Source organism: Rhodococcus sp. GA1, assembly GCF_024321955.1.
GTDB lineage: Bacteria > Actinomycetota > Actinomycetes > Mycobacteriales > Mycobacteriaceae > Rhodococcus > Rhodococcus pyridinivorans.
In genome coordinates, this window is the sequence record NZ_CP097187.1 from 106,012 (window position 1) to 122,609 (window position 16,598).

Annotated in this window: 12 protein-coding genes and 2 pseudogenes; 3 read left to right on the forward strand and 11 right to left on the reverse strand. The window is 61.6% G+C overall.

The features are described 5' to 3' along the window. Nucleotides 1-22 precede the first annotated feature (22 nt). The 3 genes from M3330_RS24610 to M3330_RS23835 all read right to left on the reverse strand — a co-directional run bounded on the left by M3330_RS24610 (nt 23) and on the right by M3330_RS23835 (nt 2,591). Nucleotides 23-1,030: a TetR/AcrR family transcriptional regulator gene (locus tag M3330_RS24610; protein ID WP_369683129.1), complete on the reverse strand. Its 1,008-nt coding sequence runs from the start codon at nt 1,028-1,030 to the stop codon at nt 23-25. Nucleotides 1,031-1,416: 386 nt separating this feature from the next. Beyond that, nucleotides 1,417-2,301, reverse strand: coding sequence for an IS3 family transposase (locus M3330_RS23830; RefSeq protein WP_204650704.1), 885 nt, complete (start codon nt 2,299-2,301; stop codon nt 1,417-1,419). Beyond that, nucleotides 2,298-2,591, reverse strand: coding sequence for a transposase (locus M3330_RS23835; protein WP_006898371.1), 294 nt, complete (start codon nt 2,589-2,591; stop codon nt 2,298-2,300). The genes M3330_RS23830 and M3330_RS23835 overlap by 4 nt, the downstream gene beginning before the upstream one ends. 117 nt (nt 2,592-2,708) lie before the next feature. Here M3330_RS23835 and M3330_RS23840 point away from each other — a divergent pair, with 117 nt between their 5' ends. Beyond that, nucleotides 2,709-5,888 (forward strand): type ISP restriction/modification enzyme, encoded by a 3,180-nt coding sequence (locus tag M3330_RS23840; RefSeq protein WP_255029151.1) that lies wholly within the window; start codon nt 2,709-2,711, stop codon nt 5,886-5,888. A gap of 263 nt (nt 5,889-6,151) precedes the next feature. On the opposite strand, the gene M3330_RS23845 is transcribed toward M3330_RS23840, so the two are convergent. The 4 genes from M3330_RS23845 to istA (M3330_RS23860) form a co-directional block, all read right to left on the reverse strand. After that, nucleotides 6,152-7,036 carry an IS3 family transposase gene (locus tag M3330_RS23845; RefSeq protein WP_204650704.1) on the reverse strand — a complete coding sequence of 295 codons (885 nt, stop codon included), beginning with the start codon at nt 7,034-7,036 and terminating at the stop codon, nt 6,152-6,154. Next, complete coding sequence (locus tag M3330_RS23850) at nt 7,033-7,326, reverse strand: transposase (protein ID WP_006898371.1); 294 nt, start codon at nt 7,324-7,326, stop codon at nt 7,033-7,035. Before M3330_RS23850 ends, M3330_RS23845 begins: the two co-directional genes overlap by 4 nt. Nucleotides 7,327-7,603: 277 nt before the next feature. Then, on the reverse strand, nt 7,604-8,362 hold the full coding sequence (locus M3330_RS23855; RefSeq protein WP_007633699.1) for an ATP-binding protein: 759 nt from the start codon (nt 8,360-8,362) through the stop codon (nt 7,604-7,606). Further along, the gene (istA, locus tag M3330_RS23860; protein ID WP_247848311.1) at nt 8,359-10,014 is read right to left on the reverse strand and encodes an IS21 family transposase; all 1,656 of its coding nucleotides are present in this window, start codon (nt 10,012-10,014) and stop codon (nt 8,359-8,361) included. Before istA (M3330_RS23860) ends, M3330_RS23855 begins: the two co-directional genes overlap by 4 nt. 318 nt (nt 10,015-10,332) lie before the next feature. Between istA (M3330_RS23860) and M3330_RS23865 the strand changes: the two are divergent. Together M3330_RS23865 and M3330_RS23870 are read left to right on the forward strand one after the other, a co-directional pair. Beyond that, a pseudogene (locus M3330_RS23865) lies at nt 10,333-11,136 on the forward strand (recombinase family protein). Nucleotides 11,137-11,385: 249 nt separating this feature from the next. Beyond that, a pseudogene (locus tag M3330_RS23870) lies at nt 11,386-11,538 on the forward strand (leucine zipper domain-containing protein); the annotation flags it as partial. A gap of 139 nt (nt 11,539-11,677) precedes the next feature. Here M3330_RS23870 and M3330_RS23875 read toward each other — a convergent pair. The 4 genes from M3330_RS23875 to M3330_RS23890 all read right to left on the reverse strand — a co-directional run bounded on the left by M3330_RS23875 (nt 11,678) and on the right by M3330_RS23890 (nt 16,356). Continuing rightward, complete coding sequence (locus M3330_RS23875) at nt 11,678-12,445, reverse strand: ATP-binding protein (protein ID WP_006898359.1); 768 nt, start codon at nt 12,443-12,445, stop codon at nt 11,678-11,680. Continuing rightward, nucleotides 12,445-14,046 carry an IS21 family transposase gene (gene istA / locus M3330_RS23880; RefSeq protein ID WP_006898358.1) on the reverse strand — a complete coding sequence of 534 codons (1,602 nt, stop codon included), beginning with the start codon at nt 14,044-14,046 and terminating at the stop codon, nt 12,445-12,447. Before istA (M3330_RS23880) ends, M3330_RS23875 begins: the two co-directional genes overlap by 1 nt. A 288-nt stretch (nt 14,047-14,334) precedes the next feature. After that, complete coding sequence (locus M3330_RS23885) at nt 14,335-15,882, reverse strand: DASS family sodium-coupled anion symporter (RefSeq protein WP_255029160.1); 1,548 nt, start codon at nt 15,880-15,882, stop codon at nt 14,335-14,337. A 12-nt stretch (nt 15,883-15,894) separates the two neighbouring features. Beyond that, complete coding sequence (locus M3330_RS23890) at nt 15,895-16,356, reverse strand: hypothetical protein (protein ID WP_255029162.1); 462 nt, start codon at nt 16,354-16,356, stop codon at nt 15,895-15,897. Nucleotides 16,357-16,598 lie beyond the last annotated feature (242 nt).

Here is a 16,598-nt window from a genome sequence, read left to right on the forward strand (position 1 = left end):
TGCGGGTGAAGGTTCGACGCCGTCAGTTTCCGATCAGGGCTGTCAGCAGCACCGTCATCAATTCGACCAAGTTTTCTACCGGCGGCCGCGGGTCTGACGTACTCCACGTCTGTACGAGCGCAACCAGAGCCCCGATGATCGCAGTCGATGCGAGCGCGAATCCGCCGGGCGGCTCGTAGTCGGTGCCGAGCGCACCGGTCATCGTCTTCTCGATGAACGAAGCCCACTCCCGCCGTCCCTTCAGGCGATGCTCTTCGACAGCTGGGCTCACGCCCACGATCTCGACATACGAAATCTTGGTCTTCCGTGGGTCCTGGCCAATCGCCTCGACGTAGGCTCTCATCGCTGCTGCGGCGAGAATTCCAGGATCGGCGGTGTTCTGCCTGGACAACGCTGTAACGATGGCCTGCATAGCTTGATCTTGCACCTGGTCGTAGAGCACCAGCAGTAGATCTTCGCGGCCTGAGAACTCCTCGTAGAACTGCCGGCGCGACAGGTTGGCGGCTCGACACACATCAGCTACGGAACTCTGAGCGAAGGTTCTGTCCGCGAACACCTCGAGGGCTGCGTCGACGAACTGGCGCCGGCGTTCCGCTTTTCGTTCACTCACCGGCCGGCCGCCATAATTTCGGGCAGCTGGGCTCACGCCCACGATCTCGACATACGAAATCTTGGTCTTCCGTGGGTCCTGGCCAATCGCCTCGACGTAGGCTCTCATCGCTGCTGCGGCGAGAATTCCAGGATCGGCGGTGTTCTGCCTGGACAACGCTGTAACGATGGCCTGCATAGCTTGATCTTGCACCTGGTCGTAGAGCACCAGCAGTAGATCTTCGCGGCCTGAGAACTCCTCGTAGAACTGCCGGCGCGACAGGTTGGCGGCTCGACACACATCAGCTACGGAACTCTGAGCGAAGGTTCTGTCCGCGAACACCTCGAGGGCTGCGTCGACGAACTGGCGCCGGCGTTCCGCTTTTCGTTCACTCACCGGCCGGCCGCCATAATTTCGGGCGCCCGGGCCCACAGTCGTCACCGCCTCAGGCTACGACACCAACCAAACGTCGATATCGACCGCAGGTCTACGCACCTGGAACACCCACACACACAGACATCGCAGCGTCAGGAACTCGTCGCAGTCGAATACGTCGCGTTGCCGGTACTTGCCGGAGAACTGGCAGTCAGGATTCTGAGTACCTTCGAGATAGCGTCGAACGCCTCACGCCTGCAAATGTCTATCGTGATCAGAGAGTCCCGTGGAACCTTCACTCTGCGGTCTCAGCTGGAGGTGGGAACCGTGGGAGGATGCGCTGTGACGTTTGCTGACATAGTTTCGGACTTCGGCAAGGCCGCGAAGGCGCGCCTCGCCGGCCCTGGGGAGCGTGAGGCACTGGAGTGTTCCCGCTAAAGTGGCCACTGCAATTAAGCGGCGAGTTCGTATATGTCTCTGAATCCTAGTTCAAACTCGGCTGGTGTCAAATAGCCCAGTGTGGAATGTCGTCGGGCCCTATTGTAGTACTCCTCAATCCAGGTGAATGTGCTCTTTTTGAGTGCTTTTAGAGTGGGCCACGGGCGCGTGTGAATGAGTTCCTTCTTGTAGCTCGCGAAGAATGATTCTGCGACCGCGTTGTCGAAACAAATGCCAGTGCGCCCCAATGATCGTCGGATATTGTTTTTCGTGCAGTACTTATCGAAGTCGGTGGACGTGTATTGAGTTCCGCGATCGCTGTGGAATATGACTTTTCCGGGTGGTCGACGACGAGCGATGGCCATGTCCAGTGCGTCGGTGACCAGCTCGGTTCGCATGTGGTCGGCCACGGCCCATCCGACGACCATCCGGGAGTGCAGATCGATGACGGTGGCCAGGTACGCCCAGCCGTTCCAGGTCCGTACGTAAGTAATATCGCCGCACCATTTGGTGTTCGCCTCGGCCGCCGTGAAGTCGCGGCCGATGAGGTCAGGTGCCCCAACGGGGCTGTCTCCGGCGACGGTGGTGCGTTTCCACGCCTTCGGGTGGCGGCCTTCCAGACCTGCGACCTTCATGAGCCGCCACACCCGCTTGTGCGAGACCCGGTGGCCGCCGGCGGCGAGTTCCGCACGCATGCGCCGAACGCCGGGACGGCCGTTGAGGTGCTCGTAGTGGTACTCGATCAGCGCTGTTAACTCGTCGTCTCGGAGGTCTCGAGCTGAGCGCGACTTGCCGCGCCACTTGTAGTAGCCAGAAGTCGATACGCCGAGTTGAGCACACATGAACGTGACCGGATATGAATCGGATTCAGCCCAGTCCGCGATAGCCGCGAATTTCACCGCGGGTCTTTCGCGAACCAGGTCGCTACTTTTTTTGCGAACTCCACCTCCATCCGGGCGTGCTTCACTTCTTCGCGAAGGCGCTCGAGTTCCGCCCGCTCGTCCTCATTCAACGGGCGGTCAGACTCACCGTTTCCCTCGTCTCGAGTCTTCTTCACCCATTTCCCCAACGTCATCTCGTGAACGCCGATACTGCGTGCAACTTCGGCGATCGCACGGCCATCATCGATGACCAAACTTACCGCGTTGGCCTTGTACTCGGCAGTGAAGCTCCGACGAGTAGATCCCATAATCCGCTCCCTCTATCTTGGGGGAACTCACCGCTCATCTCCGGGTGTCCACCAGAGCGGGAACGGTCCACACTTCTTGTCACGCCCATTGCGCAGCTCGTCGAGCACGCAGGGGAGTTGTTCGGCCTCAAGGTGGTTCCTCACGACGAGGTCACTGAGCTCGATGGTTCAGTTCGGCCGGATTTCGGTGTCCGGGTCAATGGTGGCGTCATCGGCCACATTGAGCTGAAGGCTCCGGGCACTAGCCTCGATCCCTCTACGTATGGGCCGAGCACTCACAATTACAGGCAATGGCAGCGCCTTAAGGAACTGCCAAATCTGCTTCATACGAACGGCATCGAATTCCGACTGTGGCGATTTGGCGAGCTGATCGACGAGCCCGTTAGTGTCCACGCCGCGGACTTGGAGCACTTCAAAGGAGTGCTGAAGGCTCCCGGGCGGCTAGAACTCCTGCTGGGATCCTTCCTTCGGTGGAACCCTGTCCCTATCGTCTCGGTGCCGAAACTTGTCGACACGCTTGCTCCACTTGCGCGCCTTCTTCGCGAGGAAGTCCACGACGCCCTTCGGGCAGAGCGCCGGGCTATCAAGGGTGGTGCCGATCCCACAACGATGCCATTCACTGGGATCGCCAAGGACTGGAGACGCCTACTCTTCCCGCAAGCCCGAGATGCTGAGTTCGCAGACGGATTCGCGCAGACGGTCGTCTTTGCGCTGTTGTTGGCGCTCAGCGAGGGAATTGATCTTGGCAACTCTCCGATCCGCGACGTGGCCAAACAGCTCGAAAGCCATCACACTCTCATGGGCAAGGCGCTCAATCTGCTCACTGAGCACGTTGAGGGAACCCCGACGTGGACCGCGATCGAAATCATCGTACGGGTTCTTGATGCTACAGACTGGGACCGGCTCCAAGCAAATGGAGACCTTCTCTACCTGCACTTGTACGAGGATTTTCTTGCCAGATATGACCCGGAAAAACGCCGAAAGTCTGGCTCGTACTACACCCCTGTGCCTGTGGTCGAAGCGATGGTTCGGCTTACTGATACGGTCCTCAAGACGTACCTCGGTAAGCCTGAAGGGCTTCGCAACCCAAACGTGTCTATTGTTGACCCGGCAATGGGGACTGGTACATATCCCCTCGCGGTACTACGCCACGTGTCCGATGCAGCTAAGGCGCAGTACGGAAAAGGTGCGGGCCCCGAGGCGGTAAGTAGTGCAGTGGCCCGGTTATTTGGTATCGAGCTCCAATCGGGGCCGTTCTCTGTCGGTGAACTACGAATTACTGCCGCCATTCAAGAGCTCGAGGCCAATATGCCCAGTACCGGCCTCAATCTGTACGTCGCAGACACCTTAGAAGACCCACAAATCGCGAGCGACGAGCAGCTCTCATACACGGCGCAACTTATCGCTCGTCAGCGACAATTGGCTAACAAGATGAAGCGGGAGCGGAACATTCAAGTCTGTATCGGAAACCCGCCATATAAGGATCATGCGGGAGGTATGGGTGGCTGGATCGAGAACGGCATCGACCCAGCAACGAGCGAGCCGCCGCTCAGCGCATTCAAGCTAGCCGGCAATGGAAAGCACGAGCGTCACCTCAGCAATCTTTATGTCTACTTCTGGCGTTGGGCGACCTGGAAAGTCTTTGAGTCAACCAACTTCCCGGATGTGCGTGACGGCGGCAGCGGTGTGGTTTGCTTCATTACGGCTACCGGTTACCTCGCCGGTCCGGGATTCAAGGGCATGCGCGAGTATCTGCGCCGGACCGCAACTCACGGGTGGATCATCAACGTGACTCCCGAAGGGAAGCAACCACCCGCCCCCAATGCCGTCTTCAATATCGAAACTCCGGTAGCCATAGCCTTATTTCTTCGCGGGGAAAACTCTGACGAGGATAGTCCCGCTGATATTCGGTATATCGACATCCAAGGCACGCGAAAGCAGAAGTTTGAAGCGCTTTCCAGATTGTCTTTTAATGATCCGGCGTGGCGCAATGTTCGAACCGAATGGACGGCACCGTTCACGCCATCAGCCGCCACTGCATGGGACGATTATCCGGCCGTCGACGATCTACTTCCTTGGCGTAACAACGGAATCATGGCGGGCCGTGGCTGGGTTTATGCTCCTAGTGTCGACATTCTGGAAGCTCGATTACGTGACGTGATCAATGAGGATGACGCACAAGTCAAAGCAGCGAAGTTTTTGAATGGGAGCGACACGTCTCTGACTAAGACCAAGAAGCCTCTCCCGGGAGGAGACACCGAACAAGACACGAGACGCATGTTTCAGAACATCGCTATGCTCACCGAATTCAAGATAGTTCGTTGTGGTTTCCGAGTGCTTGACCGCCAGTTCTTGATTGCTGACAGTCGGCTTTTAAATCGGCCCTCTCCTAACTTGTGGCAGGGAAGGGTTCCCGGTCAGGTTTTCGCCTATGAACTTCATTCCGAATATCCGCGTACTGGTCCTGGTCTCGTCTACACCGACCTTATTCCGGACGTTCATCACTTCCGGGGCAGTGGTGGTGGCCGGGCTCTTCCGAAGGTTCATCCGGACGGAACTCCTAATTTAGCCTCGGGTCTGATTGATGCACTTAGGAAGCATCTCGGTCAGCAGGTCAATGCTGAGGAAGTCTTCGACTACGTCGCTGGAATTGCTGGGCACTCCGGTTTCGTCTCCCAGTTCGACGATGAACTCCGTACCCCCGGAGTTCGCATTCCCATTACCGCAGATTCCACCCTCTGGGTGAGGGCCGTCGTTCACGGACGCCACCTCCAGTGGCTTCTTACTTATGGTGCGGCAGGTGCTCACCCGGACGGTTACACCGACGTTCGTGACGACAGGATCGCAATCGTCCACCCCACCTATGAGGTATCGGTTGGCGCTGAGATGCCTAAGGGCTGGAGTTACGACCCAGATACACAAACCCTCAACGTTGGGGCGGGACGCTGGAAAAACGTCATTCCTGAAGCGACGGAGTACGTCGTTGGAGGTACCAAGGTCCTCGCGTCCTGGCTCGACTACCGAATGGCTAAACCGAAGAAACGGTACACCTCGCCCCTTGACAAAATTAACCCCACGCAGTGGGATCGTTCATGGTCGACCGAGCTGACCGAACTCCTATCTATCCTCAGCCAACTGGTGGCCCTTGAGGAACAAATGGCCGATCTGCTTGTTGACGTGATCGCCGCCCCGCTGCTGGCCAAATCTGACCTGTCGGACGCCGGTGCGAAGTGGCCCACATCTGATGCGGATCGAAAGCCCCGCATAGTCGAAGACGGCACATTCGACCTTCTCTAAAGGAGTGACTCGGACACATGACACCTGGGTGCCTGCCCGTGCGAAGTGTCTCGGGCATCCTACGTAGTGTGCACAGTCCTTGCCCGCGAGCGGAGAGCATGTTGCGCGTGGGTGAGCGGACAACGCGGCCTCAAGGTGTGCGCCGACCAGATGGCGGAATACCGCCGGTCGGGGCTGGCCGAAGCGGCGACCAATTTCGGCGGCGTGTGGTCGCCGGAGTTATGAATCTGTCTGGAGTGTTCCCGCTAAAGTGGCCACTGCAATTAAGCGGCGAGTTCGTATATGTCTCTGAATCCTAGTTCAAACTCGGCTGGTGTCAAATAGCCCAGTGTGGAATGTCGTCGGGCCCTATTGTAGTACTCCTCAATCCAGGTGAATGTGCTCTTTTTGAGTGCTTTTAGAGTGGGCCACGGGCGCGTGTGAATGAGTTCCTTCTTGTAGCTCGCGAAGAATGATTCTGCGACCGCGTTGTCGAAACAAATGCCAGTGCGCCCCAATGATCGTCGGATATTGTTTTTCGTGCAGTACTTATCGAAGTCGGTGGACGTGTATTGAGTTCCGCGATCGCTGTGGAATATGACTTTTCCGGGTGGTCGACGACGAGCGATGGCCATGTCCAGTGCGTCGGTGACCAGCTCGGTTCGCATGTGGTCGGCCACGGCCCATCCGACGACCATCCGGGAGTGCAGATCGATGACGGTGGCCAGGTACGCCCAGCCGTTCCAGGTCCGTACGTAAGTAATATCGCCGCACCATTTGGTGTTCGCCTCGGCCGCCGTGAAGTCGCGGCCGATGAGGTCAGGTGCCCCAACGGGGCTGTCTCCGGCGACGGTGGTGCGTTTCCACGCCTTCGGGTGGCGGCCTTCCAGACCTGCGACCTTCATGAGCCGCCACACCCGCTTGTGCGAGACCCGGTGGCCGCCGGCGGCGAGTTCCGCACGCATGCGCCGAACGCCGGGACGGCCGTTGAGGTGCTCGTAGTGGTACTCGATCAGCGCTGTTAACTCGTCGTCTCGGAGGTCTCGAGCTGAGCGCGACTTGCCGCGCCACTTGTAGTAGCCAGAAGTCGATACGCCGAGTTGAGCACACATGAACGTGACCGGATATGAATCGGATTCAGCCCAGTCCGCGATAGCCGCGAATTTCACCGCGGGTCTTTCGCGAACCAGGTCGCTACTTTTTTTGCGAACTCCACCTCCATCCGGGCGTGCTTCACTTCTTCGCGAAGGCGCTCGAGTTCCGCCCGCTCGTCCTCATTCAACGGGCGGTCAGACTCACCGTTTCCCTCGTCTCGAGTCTTCTTCACCCATTTCCCCAACGTCATCTCGTGAACGCCGATACTGCGTGCAACTTCGGCGATCGCACGGCCATCATCGATGACCAAACTTACCGCGTTGGCCTTGTACTCGGCAGTGAAGCTCCGACGAGTAGATCCCATAATCCGCTCCCTCTATCTTGGGGGAACTCACCGCTCATCTCCGGGTGTCCACCAGAGCGGGAACGGTCCAGTCGAAGTCTCGGCGACAGCGGGGGTGAGCTGTGGTTGCCGACCCCCGTACTTGTTTGTTTTGTCCGGGTGGGTGAATCGTAGTGCTAGGTGGCGGTGATCTCGCAGTGCTTGTTTGGGACGCCTTTCGGAAAGCGCGGTTCTGATGATCGGGTAGCGGTCGGACGGGTATCGGATAGCGGAGTTCACCCGTCCGACCGCTGGGCCGCTATGGCGTTGCCGTGGCGAGGTGTCGTCTCATGTTCGGGCCGTCGAGGGCGATGATCTCGGCGCCGGCGACGATCCGGTTGAGGATCGATTCGGCGATGACCGCGTCTTGGAGCGACTTGTACCAATCTGGCGGATCGAACTGCGAGGTCACCAGCGTCGAGCCCCGCCCCTCCCGAGCGGCAAGGATGTTGAGCAGCTCCGCCGCGGTGTGCGGGGCCACCGGCGTGGTCAGGAAATCGTCCAGCACTAGCAGGTCGCAGTTGTGCAGATCAGTGAGGAAGTCCAGCCTGCGCTGCGAGGTCGGCTCCAGCACGGCGAGCCGGTTGGCCAGGTCGTCGAGCCGGAAGAACCTCGCGGTGTAGTACTTTCGGCACGCGGCATTGAGAAGCGCCTGGGCGAGGTAGGTCTTGCCCACGCTGGATTGGCCGAGCACGACGAGATTGCGAGTGGCGTCGATCCATTGACAGCTGGAAAGTCGTGCGATTAGCTCGCGGTTGACGTTGCGGTCAGGCAGGTAGCGGATCTCTTCTACGCAGGCGTCAGGGTTTGGCGATCTGGAGGCCTTGAGTAGTTTCTGGGTCCGGCGTTCCTGCCTGGCCGTGATCTCTTTGTCCAGGGCGTGGAAGATCTTCTCCGAGAAGGTCCACTCGTCGCAGGCGGGATCGTTGGCCAGGTCAATGACGGTCTGGCCGAACGCGGTCATCCGCAGCTGCGTGAACAGCGGCATGTCGGCGTCGGTGAGATGACGATCAGTCACTGCAGCTCCTCCTGCCCCGCAGTGCCGCTGCTCGGGCCTCCGGTGAGGGCGGCGAGGCTGAACTGCTCGGGCCCGGCCAGATGCGCCCCGGTGGTATCTCGCCGACCCGGCGGCGGCTCCAGCCGGTCCGTCGTAGCCGCCACCGCCGGCTGCGTGGTGGTGGGCCGGGCGGCGGCCTGGGTCCTCAGGGCCGCCAGCTGCTGCTTGACGGCGGTGTAGCTGATCGCCCGGCGTGAGGTCTCGGAGACGAGTTGGCCACAGGCCCGCTCGAGCAGCATCTTGTTGTCCCCGCGGGCCAGGGCGAGGATGTTCTGGCACGAACGGTAGCCCTGAGCCTCGATCCGCTGGCGATCCAGGACCTCACTGATCGCAGCCACGGTGTGCGGTCCGATCTTGTGGGCCTGGCGCACGAAATACGCCCGCGACCACAGGTCCGATGACTGCAGATGCTGCGCGGGAACATGGTCGGGATCGGTGACGAAGGCGTGCCGCCTACCGGAGACGGTGTGGGAGGCGATGATCTCGCCGCCAGCCATGACCACCAGTGTGGGGCCGGTGATCTTCACGTCGACGTGCTGGCCGGTGAAGGTGTAGGGCACCGAGTACTTCACCGTGGCGATCTCCACGTGATAGTCCCGGTTGACCTTGGACTTCTTCCAGATGACCGGCTGCCAGCGGACCTCGGGCAGAGCGATCAGCTCCGACTGCTCGTGCTCGGTGAACAGCTCGCGGCGGCTGGTCTTCTGGCCGCGGAACGGGATCCGGTCGTTGATCGCCTCCACCTCGGCGGCGATCGCCTCGTTCAGATCGTCCAGGCTGGCGAAGCGCCGATCGGCCAGCCGTCCGATCACCCAGTTCGTCACCACCTTCACCCCGGCCTCGACGTTGCCCTTGTCCGTCGGGCGCACCGGCCGAGTGGGCACGGCGGCGGTGTGGTGGTACTCGAGGAAGTCACGGTATTCACGGTTGACCTCGCGGGCCCGGTCGCCGCGGGCGATCTGGTTCGATGCCGTCGAGGCGTTGTCCGGGACGATCACTTGCGCCGCGCCGCCGAAGTACTCGAAGGCCTGCAGGTGCGCGTCGAGCCAGTTCGCCATCTTCTCGTCCACGCAGCCGCACGCGAAGACCATCCCCGAGTACGGCAGCGACGCAACGAACACCGAGACCGTGGTCTTGGTACCGAGGACGGGGTCGAAGATCGCCATCTTTGTGCCCGCCCAGTCGACCTGCATCGTGTGCCCGGGCACGTGCGCGATCCGCATCGTCAGCTCGTTGACCTCGACGTACTCGCCGACGATCTGGCAGAACCGCTGATAGCTGTAGTGCCGCTGCCCCGGCGATCCGTCGCTGTCGAGGTAGTTGGCCCACAGCACCCGCAGCGGCAGCTTGTTCTTGCCCGTGCGCTTCTTCACGGTCGCCGCCACGTCGAAGGCGACGAACTCCTTCGACGGCGTCTTGCGCCCATCTGCGAACAAGACGTCGATCTCCTCGCCGCTGAGCGCCTCGACCTGGCTCGTGGCGGTCAACCCGTGCTCGTGGCAGACCTTCTTCGCCTTCGCGACAGTGCGATGCGAGCAACCCGCGATCGCCTCGATGTCCCGGTAGGACCTGTCCTGCAGCAGTAGCGACATCACCAATCGGTAATCAGTCACCCGTGCCTCCTGTTCGGATCCACGCGCAGCCTTGTTGCCACGCGTAGAACCGACACGAGCACACGAGGACCGGCACCGCTATCCGATGCTCATACTCGCGCTACCCGATCATCAGAACCCTGCTTTCCGAAGCACGTCCCTAACACAGTGCTGGCCGGCGGGCGGCACACGCGGCTGGGTCGTTGGGTACACCCGTGCGGGACGATGTGTCGCCAACCACCGCTGCTGTGTCACAGGGTCTAGTTCCATAGTTATGAAGCGTCTTCCCGTCGGGTCTAGGATCTATTGATACAGATCTCCGGACGGAAGGGTTTTTCGATGGCTGATCGGATCGGGACGCTCTCGAACCGGGCGGGTGATGGTGGCGAGGAGGTGCTCATCGTCAGCCGCGGGAGCGTGCGGACTCGGTTCCGTCGTCGGGACGAGTTGGGCTGGAACTTTCGGGTGGAGTCGACGGACTCGGAGAACATCATCGAGCGGAAGCCACAGTCACAGACGGATCCGAAGCCGGCTCGCCGGGCTTCGCGTCCGCGGGGACAGTGAGTGGCGTACGTGCGGGTGTCGGCCGCGGATCAGAATGAGGCGCGGCAGCTCGAGGCAGTGGGGGAGTGCGACCGGGTCTACGTCGAAAAGCAGTCCGCTCGCTCTCGTGCCGATCGTGTGAAGCTTGAAGAGTGCATCAGGTATCTGCGAGACGGTGACGAGCTGGTAGTCGCGTCGATGGACCGACTCGCCCGATCTCTCGTAGATCTCAAGCAGATCGTTGGCGAGATCACCGCCAAGGGCGCGAGCGTGGAGTTTGTCCACGAGCGGGCCACCTACGCTGCCGGCGCCCAGGATCCTCGAGCGGACCTGATGCTCTCGCTGCTCGGAGCATTTGCCGAGTTCGAGCGGGCGATCATCCGGGAACGCCAAGCCGAGGGCATCGCCATCGCCAAGGCTAAAGGCAAGTACAAGGGACGAAAACGAGTCCTGACGGACGAGCAGATCGCCAAGGCTCGTGCCCGCATCGAGGCAGGGGAGGGGCCGTCAGCGATCGCCCGCGAGCTCGGAGTGGGTCGGTCAACGCTCTACCGCGCTCTTCAGCGGGTACAAGTCGGGTCCGCAGACGTGGCGCGCTGATGTCGAGCGCGGTGCCTATAGAGCCTCGTCTGATCGGTCGGGTCCGGCAAGGAGCTGCTCGCCGAAGGCGAAGCCAGCTGCGTCGAGCACCTTCGCCCGGGCATACGAGCGAGAAGGGGGCGCGACACGTCGCATTAGCTGCGATGTCCAGGGATGTTGTCCCGATTCGCAATGGTGACTTCGGCTGAAGGCCTCCGGTTGTGAAGTGGAGCCGTCTGGTTCAATGCTTCACCGACCGGAGGCCTTCGTATTCCTAACGCGACCCTGGCCCCACGCTCCCGTTTGCGGCTGACAACACTGATCGTCGACGACGGGTGGACCTATGCCACTGCGGCGAAAATGTTCATGGTCGCGCCCCGAACCACAAGAAAGTGGGCCGACCGCTACCGCGCCCAGGGACAGATTGCGCCAGACGCAATAGCTAGAACGAAAACGCCTTGGCAGATAGGGCTTGTCGGTACCGCGGGTCCGGCGAGTTGGTACCGCTGTTCCGGCGACCCGGAACCGGCCCGCGCGTGAGGCGGGCCGGCACCGTCGGGGGTTACTCCCAGTAGCCGGTGGTCGCCCGGGCTTGGTCGTCGCGTTGGCGTCGCATGTCGACTTCGCCGAGGTTGATCTCGCGGGCGTTGTTGGCCAGCCGGTTGACGATGGAGTCCGCGGCCACCCGGTCAGGTAGGGCCTCGAGCCAGTACGCCGGTCGGGATTGTGAGGCGATCATCGTCGGCAGCCGGTGCTCCCGGTTGGCCAGCACGGCGAACAGGTCGTTCGCGGCCTCGGGGTCGATGCCCACGGTGAGGAAGTCGTCGATGATCAGCAGTTCCACGTCCGACAGGTCGTTGAGCATTTTTTGGTGGCGGATGCCGTCGCCGCGGGCGATGACCAGCCGCCGGGCGAGTTCGTCCATGCGGGCGTAGGTGACGGTGTGCCCGTTCTGGCAGGCGGCGATGCCGATCGCGCAGGCCAGGTAGGTTTTCCCGCCGCCGGTCGGTGAGAGGACCAGCAGGTTGGTGGGGTCTTGGCGCCAGTGGTGCCCGGCGTAGCGTTTCATCCGCACCGGGGTGATCCCGCGTCCTTCCTGGTAGTTGATCTCCGCGATCGAGGCCTGCGGGATCGGGAACTTCGCGGCGCGGATCAGCTTGTCGATCCGGTGGGCTTGGCGCTGGTCTAGGGCGTCGTCGACGGCGGTGAGGAAGATCTGCTCCGGGGTGAGCTCGTCATTGGCCTCATCGCTGATGAGCTCCTCGAACCGGGTCGCCACGTGCGTGATGCGTAGGTTGCGGAACTTCTGGTGATCGATCTCGGTGAACATCACACGCCCTCCCCGCTGCGGCCGCGCGCATAGTGATCGGCCGAGCGGACTTGAATCGCGCCGTCGTCTCGGGCCCCGGCCGGTGGCGGCGGTTTTCGTGTGGCCGCCGCCGGGACCACGGGCCGGGGCGCCTTGTGGTCGGAGTCGATGCTCGCCATGACGCGTTTGAGCACGCTGTAGCTACCGGCACTGTTCTGGTTGAGCAGTACCTGGCAGGCTGCCTCGAGCCGCTGGCGACTGCGCTTGCCGAGAGTTTCGAGGATGTTCTGGCAGTCCAGATAGCCCTGCGCCTCGATCACGTGACGATCAAGGATCTGGGCGATCACCTGCTCAGTGGCGGGGCCGAACCCGCGGGCACGGTCGGTGAACCACTGCCGGGACCACAGACCGTCGATACCCTGGTGCTCCTTCGGGGCGTGAGCGAGCACGGTCGAGTACTGGCCTTTGCGGCCGTGGCGCCGTGGGTGCTCGCAGACGACCTGGTCACCGTCGAAGAGCGTCACCGACTGCGCGGTCAACCGGACTCGCAGCAGTTGACCGGCGAAGGTGTACGGCACCGAGTAGTACTGCGAATCGCAGGAGACGTGATAGTTCCGTCCGACCTTGAGCTGCTTCCACTCCACCGTGGCGAACCCGTCGTCTGGCAGCACCGCCAGCAGCGGCGCCTCATCGGACTCGAATCGCTCCCACCGTGTCGTACCGTCAGCCCGGCGAATCTGGGTGTTGATCTCGGCGACGCGGTCATCAATCGCCGCGTTCAGGGCCTCGACGGTGGTCCACACCTCCTCGGCGAGGTAGCCGATCACGCGCTTGTTGACCACTTCCACTGCTGACTCCACGGCCGCTTTGTCGCGGGGTTTGCGGACCCGCGCCGGCACGATCGCGGTGCCGTAGTGGTCGGCCAGTTGCTGGTAGCGGACGTTGACAGCCCTGGCCGCCTCGCCCTTGGCCTGCCGGTGGGTGGCGGTGGTCGGGTTGTCGGGCACCACCATCTGCGGCGTCCCGCCGAAGAAGTCGAACGCTGCGACGTGAGCGTCGATCCACGACGGGGACTTCATATCCGTAAAACCGCGACAGAACACCGCACCGGAGTACGGCAGCACCGCCACGAACAAGTACAGCTTGGTGACCTCACCGGTGACCGCGTCGAGGACCTCGAGGGTGTCGCCGGCCCAGTCGACCAGCATCGTCCTGCCGGGTTCGTGATGCAGCGTGGCCACGACGTCCTTGATGCGGGCGTGGTCGGCGAACAGGGCGCAGTACTGGGAGTACCCGTACTTCTTCCCGGCCCCGACGGGGTCCGCGAGATATTTGCCCCAGGCCTGCTGGATGGTGAAGTGCCGGTTGAACTTCATCGACGCCAGCACCCGATCAAAATCGGGCTTGGTGTAGTCCTCCGAGACGCGTTTGCGCCCGTCGGGGAACATCCCGGCGATCTCGGCCGGGTTCATCGACGACGCTTGGCCGGCGGTGATGCCGTACGCGGTGATCGTCTTCTTCACCGCCGCGATCTCCCGACGCGAACACCCGACGGCGGCGACGATCTCGCTGTAGCTATGCCCGGCCAGCGCCAACGTCATGATGGCCTTGTACTCGGCCACATCAGCCTCCTCAAATAGGAAGAAGCGGCGCAGTCGCGCCGCCTCACCCCGAGCAGACCACCCCGCCCGCCCTAAGGAGTACCGAGTCGCCGGAATCGAAGTACCGGATCGCCGGACTAGGCGTACCCACTAGCCCTATCTGCCAACGCCTGCTCAAAGGCAGTCCAGGCCTGTGTGAGACAGGCCCTGCCCATGATGCGTTTGCTGCCGCGGGCCGCGGCGGCGCCGTTGGCAAAGTGCAGGTCGCAGCCACTACGAGGGGAGGTCGAACTTCCCTCGCTCCCGTTTCTACAAGCTAACGTTGAAGGCCAGCGGAACTAAGGTATGCAAAACGATCATGATCATCACTATGGAGATCATGTTCATCCAGACTCCGGCCCTCACCATCTGCTTGATGGTTATCTCCCCGGAGCCAAAGGCAACCGCGTTGGAGGGTGTTGCCACTGGGAGCATATATGCGGAGCAGACGGCCAAGGCTACGGCGATTGTCATGATCAGCGGATCCACGCCCACGGCCACGGCTACCGCACCGAAGATCGGGAAGAAGGCGGCCGCAGTGGCGGTGTTCGAAGTCAGCTCCGTGAGTGCTAGTCCAACGATGATAACGGCAAGGACGATGGCCCAGCCAGGCAGCAAACTAAGTCCGGAAACCTGGGTTCCGACCCACTCCGATAACCCGGTGGCGGTGAACATCGCCGAGAGTGACAGGCCGCCCCCAAAGAGCAGCAATAGTCCCCAGGGGACCTCTCGTGTGGCGGACCAAGTAAGCAGGGCCCCGCTTTTTGGGTTGTCACGGCGCTTTTCGGCGGGGACGATAAAACAGGCCATGGCGGCAGCGATCGCGACCTGGGCATCCGAGATCGATTCGAGGAACGGCAGGTAGTCCTGGATCACTGAGATCTCTGCGATGAAGGGAACCGCCACCCAGAAGAAGATTGCGACCAGGAAGACCAGTGCGATTCGCTTTTCCGCAGTCCGCATGGATCCGAGGTTTCGGTGTTCCTTTCGGATCAATTCGTCTCCACCGGGGATGTCATTCATCTCGGGGCGAAAGACAATTTTGGTCAGTACCAGCCAGCATGCTGCCGTCATGACCAAGGCAAACGGCACACCGACGATCATCCACTGGCCGAAGCCAATCTCGAAGCTGTGCGATTCCCTCAGGTATGCCGTCATCAAGGCCATCGGTGGCTGGCCGATGATCGTCGCCATGGAACCCATGGTCACGCCGTAACCGACGCCGAGGATCATGGCAGCAGAGAACTTCTTTCCGGCAGCACGGCTATCGACCTTCCGCACCAGTTGGATGATGGAGGAGGCGATCGGCACCATGATCACTGCGGTTGCGGTGCTGGACACCCACATGGAGATAAAGGCTGAGGCAATCATCAGGCCGAGGACGATTTGTGCGGGTTTGGTCCCCACGATCTTGATGGTCAGCAAGGCCACTCGCAGATGCAAATTTGATTTCTGTGTTGCCAGACCGAGTATTACACCCCCCAAAACCAGGAAAATAACCGAGTTGGCGTAGGGACTGGCTACTTCCTCCAAGGTTCCTGCCCCGACGAGCGGGAAGAGGATGAGCGGGAGCAGGGAGGTTGCCGGAATCGGCACGGCTTCGGTCATCCACCACAGCGCCATCCAGATCGCAATCCCGGCAATGGCACGTGCTTCAAAGGTTAGACTGCCCGGAAGTAGTAACGTCAGAACGAAGGCAACTACCGGGCCAGCAAGGATTAACCACCAATTCCGCCCGCCACCGGTGTCCATCGCATCCATGCCCGGCGGGGCCCCATCCTCAACGGCGACGGCATTCTGTTGCTTACTGATATCCATTGTGATGTCCCTTCAACGGTTGCGCGTAGCACGCGAGGCGGAGTTGCCTCGGCGCGAGAAAGAAAGCTGCGGAAGGCCGACGAGAGCAGCGACCGCAAACGAGCAGAGCGGCAGTAGCCAGCCAGCGTGGAAGGTGGCGCCGTAGTGCAGGACGAGGCCGAAGCCGAGCGGGCCGGTCGCAAATCCGAAATACATCGCGGTGACCATCGCGCCAGTGGCTGAGCTCAGTGCGCCAGCCGGGACGGCCGCGGCGAGCAGACCGAGGCTTACGCCAGAGCCGATCGCGATTCCCATCATCACGTGGCGGGCGGTGAACCGCGCCGACTGACCACCGAGGAAGAAGGCACCGCCCGCCGCCGAGATGAAGGTGACAGCGGACACGGCGCCGTACTGCGCGTCGCTCATTTCCAGGTCCTCGATGACCAGCGGTGACACCGCAGCCAGGGTGTACAGCATCAGCGGGCCGACAGCCATACACAGGGGTAAGGACACCGCCAGCACAAGGGTGTCCCTGCGGCGGTCACCCCTCGAGATCCCGGCCACCGGCCTCCGTTCGCTATACGTACAATTGTTCGGTTTCGCGCCCGGTTGATAAAACCATGTGAGGCGGATCACGTCAACCCCGGCATGTGGCCGGAGCCAGCGGGGCGCTGCGGTAGCGTGCGCGCATGACGGAGAACGACAAGCCCATTTGGCCCCGTTGTGCTGTTTTGATT

Bases quoted from the DNA above. Each gene is read 5' to 3' on its own strand.
- M3330_RS23875 (WP_006898359.1), bottom strand. From the start codon at position 12,445: ATGTTCACCGAGATCGATCACCAGAAGTTCCGCAACCTACGCATCACG.
- M3330_RS23835 (WP_006898371.1), bottom strand. From the start codon at position 2,591: ATGGGATCTACTCGTCGGAGCTTCACTGCCGAGTACAAGGCCAACGCG.
- M3330_RS23885 (WP_255029160.1), bottom strand. From the start codon at position 15,882: ATGGATATCAGTAAGCAACAGAATGCCGTCGCCGTTGAGGATGGGGCC.
- M3330_RS23850 (WP_006898371.1), bottom strand. From the start codon at position 7,326: ATGGGATCTACTCGTCGGAGCTTCACTGCCGAGTACAAGGCCAACGCG.
- M3330_RS23890 (WP_255029162.1), bottom strand. From the start codon at position 16,356: ATGGCTGTCGGCCCGCTGATGCTGTACACCCTGGCTGCGGTGTCACCG.